Annotated in this window: 13 protein-coding genes; all 13 read left to right on the top strand. The window is 62.3% G+C overall.

Features of this window, described 5'->3' with window-relative positions:
- The first annotated feature begins 13 nt into the window (after positions 1 to 13).
- The 13 genes from B5G03_RS10055 to B5G03_RS09995 all read left to right on the top strand — a co-directional run bounded on the left by B5G03_RS10055 (position 14) and on the right by B5G03_RS09995 (position 14415).
- Positions 14 to 1063 (top strand): glycosyltransferase family 2 protein, encoded by a 1050-nt coding sequence (locus tag B5G03_RS10055; RefSeq protein WP_087181572.1) that lies wholly within the window; start codon positions 14 to 16, stop codon positions 1061 to 1063.
- A gap of 76 nt (positions 1064 to 1139) precedes the next feature.
- Positions 1140 to 2249, top strand: coding sequence for a DegT/DnrJ/EryC1/StrS family aminotransferase (locus B5G03_RS10050; protein ID WP_087181571.1), 1110 nt, complete (start codon positions 1140 to 1142; stop codon positions 2247 to 2249).
- Between the two features lie 9 nt (positions 2250 to 2258).
- Positions 2259 to 3317: a glycosyltransferase family 2 protein gene (locus B5G03_RS10045; RefSeq protein ID WP_087181570.1), complete on the top strand. Its 1059-nt coding sequence runs from the start codon at positions 2259 to 2261 to the stop codon at positions 3315 to 3317.
- A gap of 19 nt (positions 3318 to 3336) precedes the next feature.
- On the top strand, positions 3337 to 4284 hold the full coding sequence (locus B5G03_RS10040; RefSeq protein WP_087181569.1) for an ATP-grasp domain-containing protein: 948 nt from the start codon (positions 3337 to 3339) through the stop codon (positions 4282 to 4284).
- A gap of 34 nt (positions 4285 to 4318) precedes the next feature.
- On the top strand, positions 4319 to 5185 hold the full coding sequence (locus B5G03_RS10035; protein WP_087181568.1) for an ABC transporter permease: 867 nt from the start codon (positions 4319 to 4321) through the stop codon (positions 5183 to 5185).
- A 15-nt stretch (positions 5186 to 5200) separates the two neighbouring features.
- The gene (locus B5G03_RS10030) at positions 5201 to 6502 is read left to right on the top strand and encodes an ABC transporter ATP-binding protein (RefSeq protein WP_087181567.1); all 1302 of its coding nucleotides are present in this window, start codon (positions 5201 to 5203) and stop codon (positions 6500 to 6502) included.
- Between the two features lie 2 nt (positions 6503 to 6504).
- Positions 6505 to 7500 (top strand): polysialyltransferase family glycosyltransferase, encoded by a 996-nt coding sequence (locus tag B5G03_RS10025; protein WP_087181566.1) that lies wholly within the window; start codon positions 6505 to 6507, stop codon positions 7498 to 7500.
- A 117-nt stretch (positions 7501 to 7617) separates the two neighbouring features.
- Positions 7618 to 8349 carry a 3-deoxy-manno-octulosonate cytidylyltransferase gene (locus B5G03_RS10020; RefSeq protein WP_087181565.1) on the top strand — a complete coding sequence of 244 codons (732 nt, stop codon included), beginning with the start codon at positions 7618 to 7620 and terminating at the stop codon, positions 8347 to 8349.
- A 24-nt stretch (positions 8350 to 8373) separates the two neighbouring features.
- A complete protein-coding gene (locus B5G03_RS10015) occupies positions 8374 to 9924 on the top strand; it encodes an aldolase catalytic domain-containing protein (RefSeq protein WP_087181564.1) in 1551 nt (516 codons plus the stop codon).
- A 7-nt stretch (positions 9925 to 9931) separates the two neighbouring features.
- The gene (locus B5G03_RS10010) at positions 9932 to 10441 is read left to right on the top strand and encodes a KdsC family phosphatase (RefSeq protein ID WP_242962396.1); all 510 of its coding nucleotides are present in this window, start codon (positions 9932 to 9934) and stop codon (positions 10439 to 10441) included.
- Positions 10442 to 10445: 4 nt separating this feature from the next.
- Complete coding sequence (gene araD, locus B5G03_RS10005) at positions 10446 to 11135, top strand: L-ribulose-5-phosphate 4-epimerase AraD (protein WP_087181562.1); 690 nt, start codon at positions 10446 to 10448, stop codon at positions 11133 to 11135.
- 22 nt (positions 11136 to 11157) lie between these two features.
- Complete coding sequence (locus tag B5G03_RS10000) at positions 11158 to 13311, top strand: DUF2142 domain-containing protein (RefSeq protein ID WP_087181561.1); 2154 nt, start codon at positions 11158 to 11160, stop codon at positions 13309 to 13311.
- A 36-nt stretch (positions 13312 to 13347) separates the two neighbouring features.
- Positions 13348 to 14415 carry a bifunctional glycosyltransferase family 2/GtrA family protein gene (locus tag B5G03_RS09995; RefSeq protein WP_206423618.1) on the top strand — a complete coding sequence of 356 codons (1068 nt, stop codon included), beginning with the start codon at positions 13348 to 13350 and terminating at the stop codon, positions 14413 to 14415.
- The last annotated feature ends 11 nt before the right edge of the window (positions 14416 to 14426 follow it).

Raw genomic sequence — 14426 nt, 5'->3', positions numbered from 1 at the left:
CAAAGGAGTTATTATGCAGCCCATTGTGAGTATCATCGTGCCGGTGTACAACCCCGGCCGTTATTTCAGCCGCTGCCTGAGCAGCGTGGCAGCCCAGACCTTCCGGGACTGGGAGTGCATCCTGGTGGACGACGGCAGCCCGGACGGCTCCGGCGCTCTGTGCGATGTGTGCGCCGAAGAGGACAGCCGCTTCCGGGTGATTCACCAGAAAAACGCGGGGGCCAGCGCCGCCCGCAACGCGGGCATTGCCGCTGCCCGGGGTGAGTATCTGCTGATGCTGGACGCGGACGACGCGCTGAGCCCCATCGCGCTGGAGACCCTGCTGGAGGTGCAGCGCCGGTTTGCCGGGGATTTTCTTTTCTTCAGCTTCACCGAGGATGCCGCCCGTCTGGCCGCTCCCGGCCAGATGCCGGAGGTGACCGCCTACCGGCCCGCTCAGGCCGGAGAGCTTTACAACGACGCGCCTTTCCCCACCCCCTGGGGCAAGCTGTTCTGCGCCGGGCAGCTGCGCGACACCGGTCTTTTGTTCGACACCAGCCTTTCCTGCTACGAGGACCGGCCCTTTGTGCTGGAATACCTACGGGATTTCTGGGCCAGGAATCCCGAGGCCTGCTGCCGGCTGGTGAAGCTTCCCCTTTACTATTATGAAAACGGCAACGAGAACAGCCTGAGCAAGTCCGACCGGTCCCGGCTGCAGCCTGCCTTCTGGGAGATGTTCGACCGGCTGCTCTGTTTGTTCTGGAAGGAATACGGCGTGCCCCACACCCAGATGCACGGCATCGTTTCGGAATATCTGAACACCCTGCTGTACGGGCTGTGGTGTACCCCCAAAAAGGACCGCCGGGCGGTGATGCGGCGCTTTTATCAGAGCGATGCTTACCGCAATCTGATGGACTTTTTTGCCCGGAACCGCCACTACGAGACCCGCTATCTGCCCCTGCGCTTTCACCTGACCAGCCTGGCCCTGGCCCTCAACAAAAGCCGCCTGGGCGAAAAGAAGCTGTGGTGGAAGCTGCACTGGCTGGGCTGGTATCTTTTGGGCGGCCGCTGGTACCGGGGCTGACCGCCCTTTTATTGCAAGTTGGCCGAAAACATGCTATAGTATCAGTAATTCTAATTGTGATAAAGGTTGAGTTTCTATGGCTACAAGAATCAATGTTACCCGGGCTTCTTTGCCTCCCTTTGAGGAATACATTCAGGAGATCGCCCCCTTGTGGAACAGCCACTGGCTCACCAACATGGGCGAAAAGCATCAGCAGCTGGAAGCCCGGCTGGCGCAGTATCTGCAGGTTCCCCAGGTCAGTCTGTTTTCCAACGGTCACCTTGCGCTGGAACTCATGCTTCAGGCATTTCATTTGAAGGGCGAGGTCATCACCACGCCCTTCTCCTTTGCAAGCACCACCCACGCCATCGTGCGCAACGGGCTGACCCCTGTTTTCGCCGACGTGGACCCGAATGACTGCACCCTGGACCCCGCCTGCGTGGAGGCGGCCATCACCCCCAACACCTGCGCCATTCTGCCGGTACACGTGTACGGCAATCCCTGCCATGTGGAGGAGCTCCAGGCCATTGCCGACGCCCACGGGCTGAAGCTTCTGTATGACTCCGCCCATGCCTTCGGCGTGACCTACAAGGGCCGGGGCATTGCGGAATACGGCGACGCCTCCATGTTCAGCTTCCATGCCACCAAGGTGTTCAACACCATCGAGGGCGGTGCGGTCACCTGCAAGGACCCGGCGCTCTACCACAGCCTGTATCAGCTGAAAAACTTCGGCATCGCGGACGCCGAGCACGTGAACGCGGTGGGCGCCAACAGCAAGATGAACGAGGTGCAGGCCGCCATGGGTCTGTGCAACCTGCGCCATCTGGACGAGTCTCTGGCCAGCCGGAAGGCCGCGCTGGAGCGGTATCTGGATCATCTGACCGGCGTGCCGGGAGTGAAGGTCCTGCTGCGCCGGGAGGAAAGCATTCGGCCCAACCATGCCTATCTGCCGGTGGCCTTTGACCCGGAGCAGTTCGGGCATGACCGGGACGAGGTATATGCCGCGCTGGCCCAGCACAACATCTTTGCCCGCAAGTATTTCTATCCCCTGATTTCGGACTACGCCTGCTATTGCGACCAGTACGATTCCTCCGCCACCCCCAACGCCAAGCGTCTGGCGGCCCAGGTGCTCACCCTGCCTCTGTTCGAGGGGCTGGAGCCCGGCCAGGTGGACGAGATCTGCCGCATCATTCTGAACATGAAATAAGGAGCATTTATGCCCAAGATCAGCATCGTGATTCCCGTATACGGGGCAGAAAAATATCTGCCCCGCTGCCTGGACAGCCTCGCCGCCCAGACCTTTGCCGATTGGGAGTGCATCCTGGTGGACGACGGCAGCCCGGACGGCTCCGGCGCCATCTGCGACCGCTACGCCCAGGCCGATCCCCGCTTTGTGGTGATCCACCAGAAAAACCAGGGCGGAAGCGCCGCCCGCAACAACGGCGTGGACCGGGCCCGGGGGGAATATCTGGCCTTTCTGGACAACGACGACGCCTATTCCCCTTTCCTGCTGGAATCGGTGCTCGCCGCCCAGCAGCACCAGCCGGAAGACCTGATCGTCTGGCGGTATTCCTCGGTGGAATCCGAGCTGGCCGAAAAAAGCTGCGAGTTTTCCCGCATCGAAACGAAAAAGGCGGGCCAGCTTTACCTGCAAAGCCATCTGTACTACGCCTGGAATAAGCTGTTCCGGCTTGATCTTGTACGCCAGATCAAACTGGCACACATCCCCGGCATCACCTATGGCGACGACGTGTATTTTTCCATGGAATACGCCCGCCACTGGTTCCGGCTGCATCCCCAGGGCTGCTTTGCTGTGAGCGACGCACCCCTGTACTTCTACGAAAGCGGCAACGAGAACAGCACCACCTTCCGTCTCAAGCCCTGCTACTGCAAGGACGAGCTGTGGCTCACCGGCCATGTGCTGGACTGGTTCGAGCGGGACTTTGCCATTCCCGAGGAGGACATGCGGCTGGTGCTGATCCATCTGCTCAAGACCATTGCGGGCGGGCTTTCGGTGGATGTCGCCCAGCCCGGCGGCAAGGCGCTGGCCCGGGAGCATCTGAACGACCCCGTCGCCCGGCGGCTGGTGGAAAAGGCCCGGGCGCTGGGCTGCTACAGCCCCTTTCTGTTCCCTATGGTCCACGGCTTTTCCTCCCTCACTGCCCGTCTGGGCGGCTGGATGATGGAGGATTCCCGCTGGTACCACCGCGTTTACTGGGCGGGCTGGCATCTGCGCCGGCTGCGCACCGGCCAAAAGCCGCCCGTGACCTTATAATGAAAAAAGGATTTTTGCCATGAAAACCATCCTTGTGACCGCCATCGGTTCCTTCTCCGCCGACATTGCCCTGCGCTCGCTGCGCGATGCGGGCTGGCGGGTGATCGGCTGCGACATCTACCCCCGCCAGTGGCTGGCCAACAGCCTGCTCACCGACAGGTTCTATCAGGCCCCCCTCTGCGCCGACCCGGACTACCTGCCCTTCATCCGCCGGGTATGCGAGAGTGAGGGCGTGCAGTTTCTTCTTCCCCTCACCGACCTGGAGGTGGACGTGCTCAGCCCCTGCCGCCAGCAGCTGCTGGAGCTGGGCGTGACCCTGTGCATCTCCGGCGAGGCGACCATCGCCCTCTGCCGGGACAAGCTGACCTGCTTTGAGCATCTGCGCGCCACCACCGGCCTGCCCCTGATCCCCACCCGCCGCCTGGCGGATGTGGTCCCGGGCGAGGCGCCGGTGCCCTGCGTGCTCAAGCCCCGGGACGGCCGCAGCAGCCAGGGCCTGCACAAGGCTCCGGACGCGCGCCACTGGGACTTTTTCATCCAAGAGCTGGACCCGGACAGGACCCTGGTACAGCCCATGATCGAGGGCCGCATCGTCACGGTGGACGTGGTGCGGGACGCTGCCGGGCACTGCGTATGCATGCCCCGGCGCGAGCTGCAGCGCACCCTGAACGGCGCGGGCCTCACGGTGGAGACCTTCTGGGACGAGCCGCTGGTTCAAATGTGCCGTGAAGCAGCCCAGGCGCTTTCCATCACCGGATGCGTAAATTTCGAGTGGATCGACAGCCCCCAGGGCTACTACTTCCTGGAGTGCAATCCTCGGTTTTCCGGCGGGCTTGCCTTCAGCCACATGGCCGGGTACGCCTGCGTAAACAACCACATGGCCTGCTTCACCGGCGGCGAGATCGAGCCCCAGGTGATCCCCCAGCAGCGTGTGCTGACCCGCAAGTACCACGAGTATTCCGTTTGACCCATCTTCCGAACAGAAAGGACAGGTATCGACTTTGAACCCCAACGAACAGCAGTGGACCACCGTTGTGAAACCCCGCACCGGCTGGTTCGACATCGACCTGAAAGAACTCTGGCATTACCGGGACCTGGTGACCCTGTTCACCAAGCGCAACTTTGCGGTGATCTACAAGCAGACCATTCTGGGCCCGCTGTGGATTCTGCTGAACCCGCTGATCACCACCATCCTGTTCAATGTGATCTTCGGCGGCATCGCCGGGCTGCCCACCGAGGGCGCGCCTAGCTTTTTGTTCATCATGGCCGGCAACACCCTGTGGACCATGTTCGCCGCCTGCATCAACAACACCGCCAACACCTTCGTGGCCAACGCGGGCATGTTCGGCAAGGTCTACTTTCCCCGTCTGACCATTCCCCTGTCCCAGGTGCTCACGGCGGCGATCAACTTCTTCATTCAGTTCGTCATGTTCCTGGTGTTCTGGGTCTTCTTCTTTTTCAATCAGGAGGCCTTCGGCCATCTGAGCATGACCGTGTGGCTTGTCTACCTGCCGGTGTGCATCATCCAGGTGATGCTGCTGGGCCTGGCGGTGGGCATCATCGTTTCCAGCCTGACCACCAAATACCGTGACCTGGCCATCGCCGTGACCTTCGGCGTGCAGCTGTGGATGTACGCCACCCCCGTGGTGTACTCCACCACCAGTCTGACCGAGCAGCCGATCCTGAGCGCCATCGTGAACCTGAACCCCATGACCGCGCCGGTGCAGGCCTTCCGCATGGCTTTGCTGGGCTGCGGCAGTGTGGACCCCACCGGACTGGTCTACAGCCTGATTGTGACCGTAGTCCTGCTGGCCATCGGCGTGGTGCTGTTCAGCCGCATTGAAAAAACCTTTATGGATACCGTGTAACAGGAGGATTTTTGCATGTCCAATCACAGCGAGCCGGTACACAGCAAAGAGCCTGTCATTCAGGTATCCGGCGTAAAGAAACAATACAAACTGGGCCAGATCGGCGGCGGCACCCTCACCGCCGACCTGCAGAGCTGGTGGGCCCGCATCCGCGGCAAGGAGGACCCCAACCTGCCCATCGGCACCGACACCCGCCTGTTCGGCCAGACCTTCATGGCGCTGAACGGCGTGGACCTGACCGTTTACAAGGGCGAGGCACTGGGCATCATCGGCCGCAACGGCGCGGGCAAGTCCACCCTGCTCAAGCTGCTCAGCCGCATCACCGCCCCCACCGAGGGCGAGATCAAGATCAAGGGCCGCATCGCCAGCATGCTGGAGGTGGGCACCGGCTTCAATCAGGAGATGACCGGCCGGGAAAACATCTACATGAACGGCGCCATTCTGGGCATGACCAAGGCCGAGGTGGATTCCAAGCTGGACCAGATCATCGAGTTCTCCGAGTGCGGTGACTTCATCGACACCCCGGTCAAGCGCTATTCCAGCGGCATGTTCGTGAAGCTGGCCTTTGCGGTGGCCGCCCATCTGGACAGTGAGATCATGGTGATGGACGAGGTCCTGGCCGTGGGCGACATGAAGTTCCAGCAGAAGTGCCTGGGCAAGATGAGCGACGTGGCCGGCCAGGAGGGCCGCACCGTTCTGTATGTGAGCCACAACATGAGCACCATCCGCCAGCTGTGCACCCGCTGCGTGGTGCTGGACAAGGGCAAGGTGATCTTCGACGGCAACGTGGACGACGCCATCGCCGTATATATGGACACCACCGACGTGAACGTGGTGGACTACGACCTGCGCGAGATCGGCCGCATGAGCTCCAGCGCGGGCAAGCGGCTGCGGGTGGAGCGGCTGACCTTCCTGGACAAGGAAAGCAGCGTGTTCGCCGCCGGCGAGCCCTTGCGGGTGCGCATCGACTGGCAGGTCATGCAGCACTTCGACGCGGTGAACCTGAAGCTGAACTTCCATTACCGGGATTCCACGCCCGTGGGCATCACCCATCCCATCACTCTGGGCGAGGCCGAGCCGGGCCGCCGCTACTCCACCGTGTTCACGGTGGACACCTCCATCTTCAGCGAGGGGCAGTATTTCTTCTACCTGGACGTGTTCGAGCGGGAGCTGGCCAACGCCGCCTGCCTGGACAAGCCCGCCCAGGAATTCGCCTTCGAGATCACCAACATGGACCGCACCCTGCCGGAGTGGTCCAGCGGCTGGGGGCACATCCACTTCCCGCCGGTGGTCATTGAATCCAATGAGGTAAACTGACGATGGGTCTGCCCAATTTATACATCTGCCACACCGCCTATCAGGTGCTGGTGGAGCTGGTCCGGGCCATGGAGGACACGGTGGCCCCGGACCTTATTCTGAGCAGTGTCATCCCAAACACCGAAGAACTGGCCGGGCGGCTTTCCGCCACCGGCCTGTTCCGCTGTGTACGGGTTTTTGACGAAGAGGCCTGCGGCAACGCCATCCAGACCGGTTTTCTGCGCACACTACTGTTGCAGCGAATCATGGGCCGCCGCAATGTGGAAAAATACTACGGCTTTTCCATCGACCCCAAGGCCTACGGGGCCATCTACATCCACAACGACTGGAGCGTGCTGGGCCGGTATTTGCAGGACCTGAAAGCCCCCTACGTGCTCTGCGAGGACACCATGGCCAGCACCTGCCACCCGGACCATCCGCTGATCGACGAGCAGCGGACGCTGCCCCATTTCAAGCTGCGGCAGAAGCTGGGCTACGGTTATCTGTACTGGGGCGACTACAAGCGGGTCACGGCGGTGGAGACCGAGTGCGCCGCCAGAACGCCCTTGTTCCCCCAAAAGCTGCGGGAGGATTCCAAGTCCGACCGGTTCCACCGGCTCACCGACGAACAGAAGGCGCTGGTTCGGCAGGTGTTCCTCACCCGGCCGCTGCCGGAAAACGCCGAGGGCGCTGTACTGTTCCTGCCCCGGGATTTCGTGCCGGATGGTCTTCTGGACGGCGAGACCCAGCAAAAAATGTTCACCGCCGTGGTGAAGGCCCACTGCCACGGCGGGCCGCTCTTCATCAAGACCCATCCCCGGGACGCTTTTGACTATTCGCGTCTCTTCCCCGACGCGGTGATCCTGGAGCGCACCATGCCCAGCGAGGTGCTGAACTTTGCGCTGCCCTTCCGGTTCAAAAAGGCGGTGACGGTGGAATCCACCGTACTGAAAACGCTGGAGGTGGCGGACGAAAAGCTGGAACTGAGCCTGACCGAGGCGCTGGCCCTGCTGGACTGAGCTTTTTGTTGCACAGCGCGCTTGTGCGCTCACAATTTGTTCATACCGAAGCATTACCATGAAATCAAGCGGCCCGGTCCATCGTTCTTATTACGGGCCCGCAAGGAGGTTGTTCCTATGAAAATCATCGGCGTGATTCCCGCCCGGTATCAGTCCAGCCGTCTGCCCGGCAAGCCCCTGGCGGACATTCTGGGCAAACCCATGATCTGGTGGGTCTACCAGGCGGCGAAAAAGTGCGAGAAGCTGGACGATCTGGTGATCGCCACCGACGACGAGCGGATCATGGAGGTCTGCCGCCAGTACGACATGCCCGCCCTCATGACCCGGGCCGACCACGACACCCCCACCGCCCGCATCCACGAGGTGAGCTGCATGCTGGACGCGGACCTGTACCTGCAGATCATGGGCGACGAACCCCTGATCGATGCCCGGGCCTTTGACCTGATTCTGCCGGACACCCTGCCCGAGGACCCCTACTACGTGGCGGGCGTGACCAACATCATGGACCATCCGGCGGACGTGATCGACTTCTCCAACCAGAAGGTGGCCTGCAATGCCCGCCGGGAGATTCTGCTGATCTCCCGCAGCCCCATCCCCTATCCGAAGGGAACGGCGGATTTTGAGTACGAGAAGATCACCGGCATCCAGCTGTTCAGCAAAAAGGCGCTGGACTTCTACGCCGCCACCCCCAAGAGCGCGCTGGAAAAGGCCGAGGAAAACGACCTGATGCGCTTCATCGAAAACGGCCACACGGTGCACGCTGTGGTCTCCCCCTACAAGACCGTATCGGTGGACACGCCCAAGGACGTGGACATCGTGTGCGATATCCTGAAACAGCGCGGCAACTGAAACTTGCCGGAAAGGAGCTGCTTTATGCATACCCTCAAACTTCTGGACTGCACCCTGCGGGACGGCGGTTACATCAACGAATGGCGCTTTGGCTATGAGAACATCCGCGACATCGTGCGCAGCCTGGTGAAGGCGGGCACCGACATCGTGGAGGTGGGCTTTCTGCGCAACGTGGACTATGACCCGGACTGCACCCGCTGGAACACGGTGGCCGAGCTGAAGAAGATCCTGCCCGCCGACCGGAAAAACGTGATGTTCAGCGGCATGGCCCTGCACAACTTCTACGACATCGACAAGCTGGAGCCCTGGGACGGCACCGGCATCGACCTGATCCGGGTCACCTTCCACGACTACGACATTGAGGAGGGTCTGGCCTTCTGCAAAAAGGCCCAGGACAAGGGCTACAAGATCAGCTGCAACCCCATCAACATCATGGGCTACTCGGACGCGGGCGTGCTCTGGCTGGTGGAGCAGGTGAACAAGCTGCACCCCTACGCCTTCTCCATCGTGGACACCTTCGGCAGCATGCGCCAGCAGGACCTGGACCGCATCGTGAGCCTTGTGGACAACAACCTGGCCAAGGACATCACCCTGGGCCTGCACCTGCACGAGAACATGGCCCTCAGCTCCAGCCTGGCCCAGAGCTTTGTGAACAAGCATCTGAACCGGGACGTGATCGTGGACGCCAGCCTTCTGGGCATGGGCCGCACCCCCGGCAACCTGTGCATCGAGCTGATCGCCGATTACCTGAACCTGAACTTCGGCAAGCAGTACGACATCGACTGCATGCTGGATGCCATCCAGGATCAGATCATGCCCATCCGGGAAAAGGAGCCCTGGGGTTACTCCCCGCCCTATTTCCTGTCCGCCCGGTACAACCTGCACCGCAACTACGCCGAGCATCTGCTGGGCAAGGGCGATCTGTCCAACCGGGACATCAACCACATTCTGAGCCGCATCGCTCCCGAGAAGAAGACCGCCTTTGATGCCGCCTACGCGGACGAGCTGTATGCCCAGTACAAGGGCAGCGCCCTGGACGACGCGGCCGACCGGGCCAAGCTGAAAGAGCTGCTGGCAGGCCGGAAGATCCTGGCCCTGGCCCCCGGCCAGACGCTGGACACCCACCGGCAGGCCATCGAGGCCTACATCGCCGAGAACGCCCCCGTCGTCATCAGCGCCAACTTTGTGCCGGAGCACTACAAGGCGGATTTCGCCTTCTTCACCAACGGCAAGCGCTTTGAAAAGCTGGAAAACTGCCCCTGCGCGGTGATCGCCACCAGCAACCTGCAGGGCGAAGCGGATTACCGGCTGGATTACAACAGCCTGGCCGGGGCCTTCGACAAGGGCGCCAACAGCCTGATCATGCTGCTGCATCTTCTGGCGGAGCTGGGCGTGGACGAGGCTGCCATCGCCGGCGCCGACGGCTACGGCCCCGCGGGCGACAACTACTGTGACCCCCGCATGAAGAACCACACCCTGCGGGGCGCGGACTACAACCACGCCATGGCCGAGGCCATCCGGGCTCAGGAGCTGCGCGTGCGCTTCGTGACCCCCAGCTATTACGAAAAGGAGTAACATGCCCATGCAGACCAAGCTGCTTGTGCTGGATGTGGACGGCACCCTCACCGACGGGGGGCTGTATCTGGATTCCACCGGCAACGAGACCAAGAAATTTTCCGTAAAGGACGGCGCGGGCCTTGTGATCGCCCGCACCGCCGGCATCAAGGTGATGATTCTCACCGGCCGGGAAAGCGAGCCGGTGCGCCGCCGGGCCGCCGAGCTGCACCTGGACTACTGCGTGCAGAACTGCAAGAACAAGGCGGCCTATCTGACCGATTTTCTGGCGCAGCAGGGCCTGAACGGCCAGGAGGTTGCCTATGTGGGCGACGACTGGAACGACATGGCGGCCATGAAGCTGTGCGGCTTCGTGGCCTGCCCCGCCGACGCTGCCCCCGAGGTGAAGGCCATCGCCCATTACGTCTGCCCCCAGAAGGGTGGCGAGGGCGCGGTGCGCGGCGCGGTGGAAAAGCTTCTGAAGGATGCGGGCCTGTTCGAGCAGGCGGTGAACCAGGCCTTCGGCGCGGGGGTGTGAGCCCATGTATGAAGCGCTGAAGCAGGCGGCCTGGGCCGCCAACCTGGCCCTGCCCAAGGCGAACCTCTGCCTTGCCACCTGGGGCAATGCCAGCCAGGTGGACCGGGATGCCGGAGTCTTTGCCATCAAGCCCTCCGGCGTGGACTACGACACCCTGCGCCCGGAGGACATGGTGGTGGTGCGCCTTTCGGACGGCAGCGTGGCGGAGGGCGAGCTGCGCCCCTCGTCGGACACCAAGACCCATCTGGAGCTGTACCGGGCGTTTCCCTCCATCGGCGGCGTGGTGCACACCCACAGCCGGTGGGCAACCATTTTCGCCCAGGCCGGGCGGGAAATTCCGGCCCTGGGCACCACCCATGCCGACACCTTCTACGGCCCGGTGCCCTGCGCCCCTGCCCTGACCAAGGAGCAGATCGAGGGCGACTACGAGACCAACACCGGCCTGGTGCTGGCCGCCGCCTGCGCGGAGCATTACGAAGCCATTCCCGCCGGGCTGGTGAAGGCCCACGGCCCCTTCACCTGGGGCAGGGATGCCGCCAGTGCGGTGGAAAACGCCATCATTCTGGAAGAGGTGGCCATGATGGCCTACCACAGCCTTATGCTGGGCGCGCAGCCGGTGGACGGCTACCTGCTGGACAAGCACTACCTGCGCAAGCACGGCCCGGGCGCCTACTACGGCCAGGCGGGCAAATAATTCAACCGGAAAGGGTTTCCCTATGGAAAAACTTCTCACGCAAATCAAGCGCCACCGCCGCCTGCTGGGCGGCGCGGTGCTGCTGGCTGTGGCCTTTTTCATCTTTGCCTGCGTCTGGCTCACCCAGGTGCGGGGCAACGGCGAAAAGAGCCGCAGCTGGATGATCAACGACCAGTTCAGCGAGTTCGCCCTCATCGACGACACCGTGACCCAGGATTTCGTCTGTGACCGGGACCTGCTGTACATGGGTTTTGCCTTCAAGGTGCAGAAGGCGGGCGACGAAGGCCCCGCCGGAGTGCTGGAGCTCACCCTCACCGATCTGGATACCGGCGAGGTTCTGGCCACCAGTGAAGGCGACATGAGCAACATTCTGGACACCACCGAAGCCTACTACACCACGCTGGGGCTTTCCCAGCCGGTGGAGCTGACCGAGGCGGGCGAACGCCATTACCGGGTGAGTCTGACCGCTCACTACACCGGCGAGGGCCGTCTGCTCGTGGGCTACACCCCCACCCCCAACGAGGCGGGCCTGGGCCTGACCGTGAACGGTGAGGCCACCGAGGGCATGCTGGCCATCCTGGGCGTATATGCCCAGATCGGCGGCTTCGTGACCAAGTTCTACTGGGTCATTGCCCTGCTGGCGCTGATTCTCATCGGGGCCGGGTGGTGGCTGTTCACCGGGCAGAAATGTCCCCTGCACCGGATGGTCTTCTGCTTCGTGCTGGTGCTGGGCATCCTGTTCAGCATGGTTCTGCCCCCTTACTCCGCACCGGATGAGCAGTTTCACATCAACCAGAGCTTCACCCTGGCCTCCACCATCTACAATCCCTATCTGCCGGTGGCCCAAAGCCAAATTCACAGCAGCCTGCGCCGCCCCTCGGATGTGGACGTGATCGTGCAGGACGGCGAGACCACGGTATTCACCTGGCAGCACATTGCCAAGAATCTGCTTACCACCAATTCCGACCCCTTCACCCACACCCAGGACTACGACGAATATCAGGTGGATTCCAGCTACACCATGTACTGGATCAGCGCCTTCGGGGTTCTGGCGGGCTTTTTGCTCCGGCTGGGCTTCATCCCCACCCTGTTTTTGGGCAGGCTTGCAAACCTTGTATTCTTCGCCTTCCTGGCGGCCTGGGCGGTGAAGCGTACCCCGGTGGCCAAGGCGGTATTCGCCGCGGTGGCGCTGCTGCCCATGACGCTGCATCTGGCCGCCTCCTACAGCCGGGACTCCAACCTGCTGGCGCTCTGCCTTCTGTTTGCCGCCCTGGTGCTGGACCTGGCCTTTGGTCCCCGGGAAAACATCGGCTGGAAACAGCTGATCCTGCCCGCGCTGGCCGGGCTGCTGATCGTGCCCTCCAAGATCGTGTATTTCCCGCTGGCGCTGCTGGTCTTTCTGATTCCCGCCGCCCGGCTGGGCCGCTATTCCAAGGCGGTCAAGGGCGGGTTCCTAGCCCTGTGCCTGGCAGTCTTTTTCTTCAGCGCCGGTGGTCAGGTGATTTTGAACGACTTTGTGAGCGGCAGCACCCAGGTGGCGGCGGGCGCGGCCTCCTCCAGCGTTTCCTCTGAAATTACGGCACCGGCCCCAAGCGCGCCGGAAAGTTCCGCACAGAGCACAGCCTCCGCGCCGGAGAGCAGCGAGGAAACCGCCGCCCCGCAAACGGAAGAGGCCCCGGTGCAGGACGACAGCGTCTGCTACACCCTGCCCTACATCCTCTCCCATCCGCTGGACACCCTGGAGCTGGCCATCCGCTCGGTGGTGGAAAACGGCGACCATTATGTGAAAACGCTGATCGGCGGAACCCTGAGCTACTTTGACCCGGGCGTACAGATCGCCTGGACCTGGGTGGCCGCCCTGATGATCCTGCTGGTGCTGGCCTGGCTGCAGCCCGGCTTTGAGCTGCCGGTCTGGGCCAAGGCCCTCTGCCTGCTGATCGGGCTTGCCTGCTGCGGCCTGGCGGTGCTGGGCTGCATCTCCTGGACGCCCACCTATTACACCACCATCTACGGTCTGCAGGGCCGTTACTTCCTGCCGGTGCTGAGCCTGCTGCTGCTGGCCCGGCCCAAGCGCCTGCTGCTGCAGACCGACTGCACCCGCGGCCTGGTCTACGCGGTGACTCTGGTGGACCTTCTGGTCCTTCTGAATGCTTTTCTTTCCATTCTGGCCCGTTAAAGGCCATACGCCATCCGTTAAGGAGTACGATATTTGATGGATTACAAGCAAATTCCCCTGATCATCCCCTCGCTGGAGCCGGATGAAAAGCTGCCCCGTCTGCTGGAGCAGCTGCACGAGGCGGGCATCCAAAACATCGTCCTGGTGGACGACGGCAGCGGCCCCGCCTACGCCCATTTCTTTGAAGAAGCACAGGCCCGCTGGGGCTGCGCGGTGCTGCGCCACGCGGTGAATCTGGGCAAAGGGCGCGCGCTCAAGACCGCCTTCAACCACTGCCTGAACACCTGGCCGGAGGCTCCCGGCTGTGTGACCGCCGATTCCGACGGCCAGCACACCCCGGAGTGCATCCTCAAGGTGATGAAGGCCCTCACCGAACGACCGGACGCTTTGATTCTGGGCTGCCGCAACTTCGACGAGAAGGACGTGCCGCTGCGTTCCAGCTTCGGCAACAAGTGCACCCGTTTCATGTTCAAGCTCTTGGTGGGCCTTGCCATCACCGACACCCAGACCGGCCTGCGGGCCGTTCCCACCTCCTTCATGAAGACCCTGATGCATTCCGGCGGCGAGCGGTTCGAGTTCGAGTCCAACATGCTCATCGACACCAAGGAGGCCGGGGTACCCATCGTGGAGGTACCCATCGAGACGGTATACATCGAGGAAAACAAGACCAGCCATTTCAATCCCTTGCGGGACTCCGCCCGCATCTATGCGGTGTTCGGCAAATTTTTGTTCTCCTCCATCTCCTCCAGCGTGGTGGACCTGGTGCTGTTCAGCCTGTTCTGCATGCTGCTGCACTCTTTTGTACAGGGCACTCTGTACATCACCCTGGCCACCGTCTGCGCCCGGGTGATCTCGGCCACCTACAACTACCTGTTGAACTACAAGCTGGTCTTCAAGAGCCGGGAGCACCACGGCATGGCCGCGGGCAAATACTTTTTGCTGGCGGTGGTGCAGATGGCCTGCTCCGCCGGGCTGGTCAGCCTGCTGTACGCCTTGACCGGCGGCTTCTCCGAGCTGGTGATCAAGATTTTCGTGGACGTGTTCCTGTTCTTCATCAGCTTCCAGATCCAGCGGGAATTCGTTTACAAAAAGCGCGGGGCGTAACGCACGCCGCG

Origin of the sequence: Gemmiger sp. An50 (assembly GCF_002161595.1) — a bacterium.
Lineage (GTDB): Bacteria > Bacillota > Clostridia > Oscillospirales > Ruminococcaceae > Allofournierella.
This window is presented reverse-complemented; position numbering and strand designations above follow the sequence as displayed.

Bases quoted from the DNA above. Each gene is read 5' to 3' on its own strand.
- B5G03_RS10055 (WP_087181572.1), top strand. From the start codon at position 14: ATGCAGCCCATTGTGAGTATCATCGTGCCGGTGTACAACCCCGGCCGT.
- B5G03_RS10050 (WP_087181571.1), top strand. From the start codon at position 1,140: ATGGCTACAAGAATCAATGTTACCCGGGCTTCTTTGCCTCCCTTTGAG.
- B5G03_RS10045 (WP_087181570.1), top strand. From the start codon at position 2,259: ATGCCCAAGATCAGCATCGTGATTCCCGTATACGGGGCAGAAAAATAT.
- B5G03_RS10040 (WP_087181569.1), top strand. From the start codon at position 3,337: ATGAAAACCATCCTTGTGACCGCCATCGGTTCCTTCTCCGCCGACATT.
- B5G03_RS10030 (WP_087181567.1), top strand. From the start codon at position 5,201: ATGTCCAATCACAGCGAGCCGGTACACAGCAAAGAGCCTGTCATTCAG.
- B5G03_RS10025 (WP_087181566.1), top strand. From the start codon at position 6,505: ATGGGTCTGCCCAATTTATACATCTGCCACACCGCCTATCAGGTGCTG.
- B5G03_RS10020 (WP_087181565.1), top strand. From the start codon at position 7,618: ATGAAAATCATCGGCGTGATTCCCGCCCGGTATCAGTCCAGCCGTCTG.
- B5G03_RS10015 (WP_087181564.1), top strand. From the start codon at position 8,374: ATGCATACCCTCAAACTTCTGGACTGCACCCTGCGGGACGGCGGTTAC.
- B5G03_RS10010 (WP_242962396.1), top strand. From the start codon at position 9,932: ATGCAGACCAAGCTGCTTGTGCTGGATGTGGACGGCACCCTCACCGAC.
- araD (WP_087181562.1), top strand. From the start codon at position 10,446: ATGTATGAAGCGCTGAAGCAGGCGGCCTGGGCCGCCAACCTGGCCCTG.
- B5G03_RS10000 (WP_087181561.1), top strand. From the start codon at position 11,158: ATGGAAAAACTTCTCACGCAAATCAAGCGCCACCGCCGCCTGCTGGGC.
- B5G03_RS09995 (WP_206423618.1), top strand. From the start codon at position 13,348: ATGGATTACAAGCAAATTCCCCTGATCATCCCCTCGCTGGAGCCGGAT.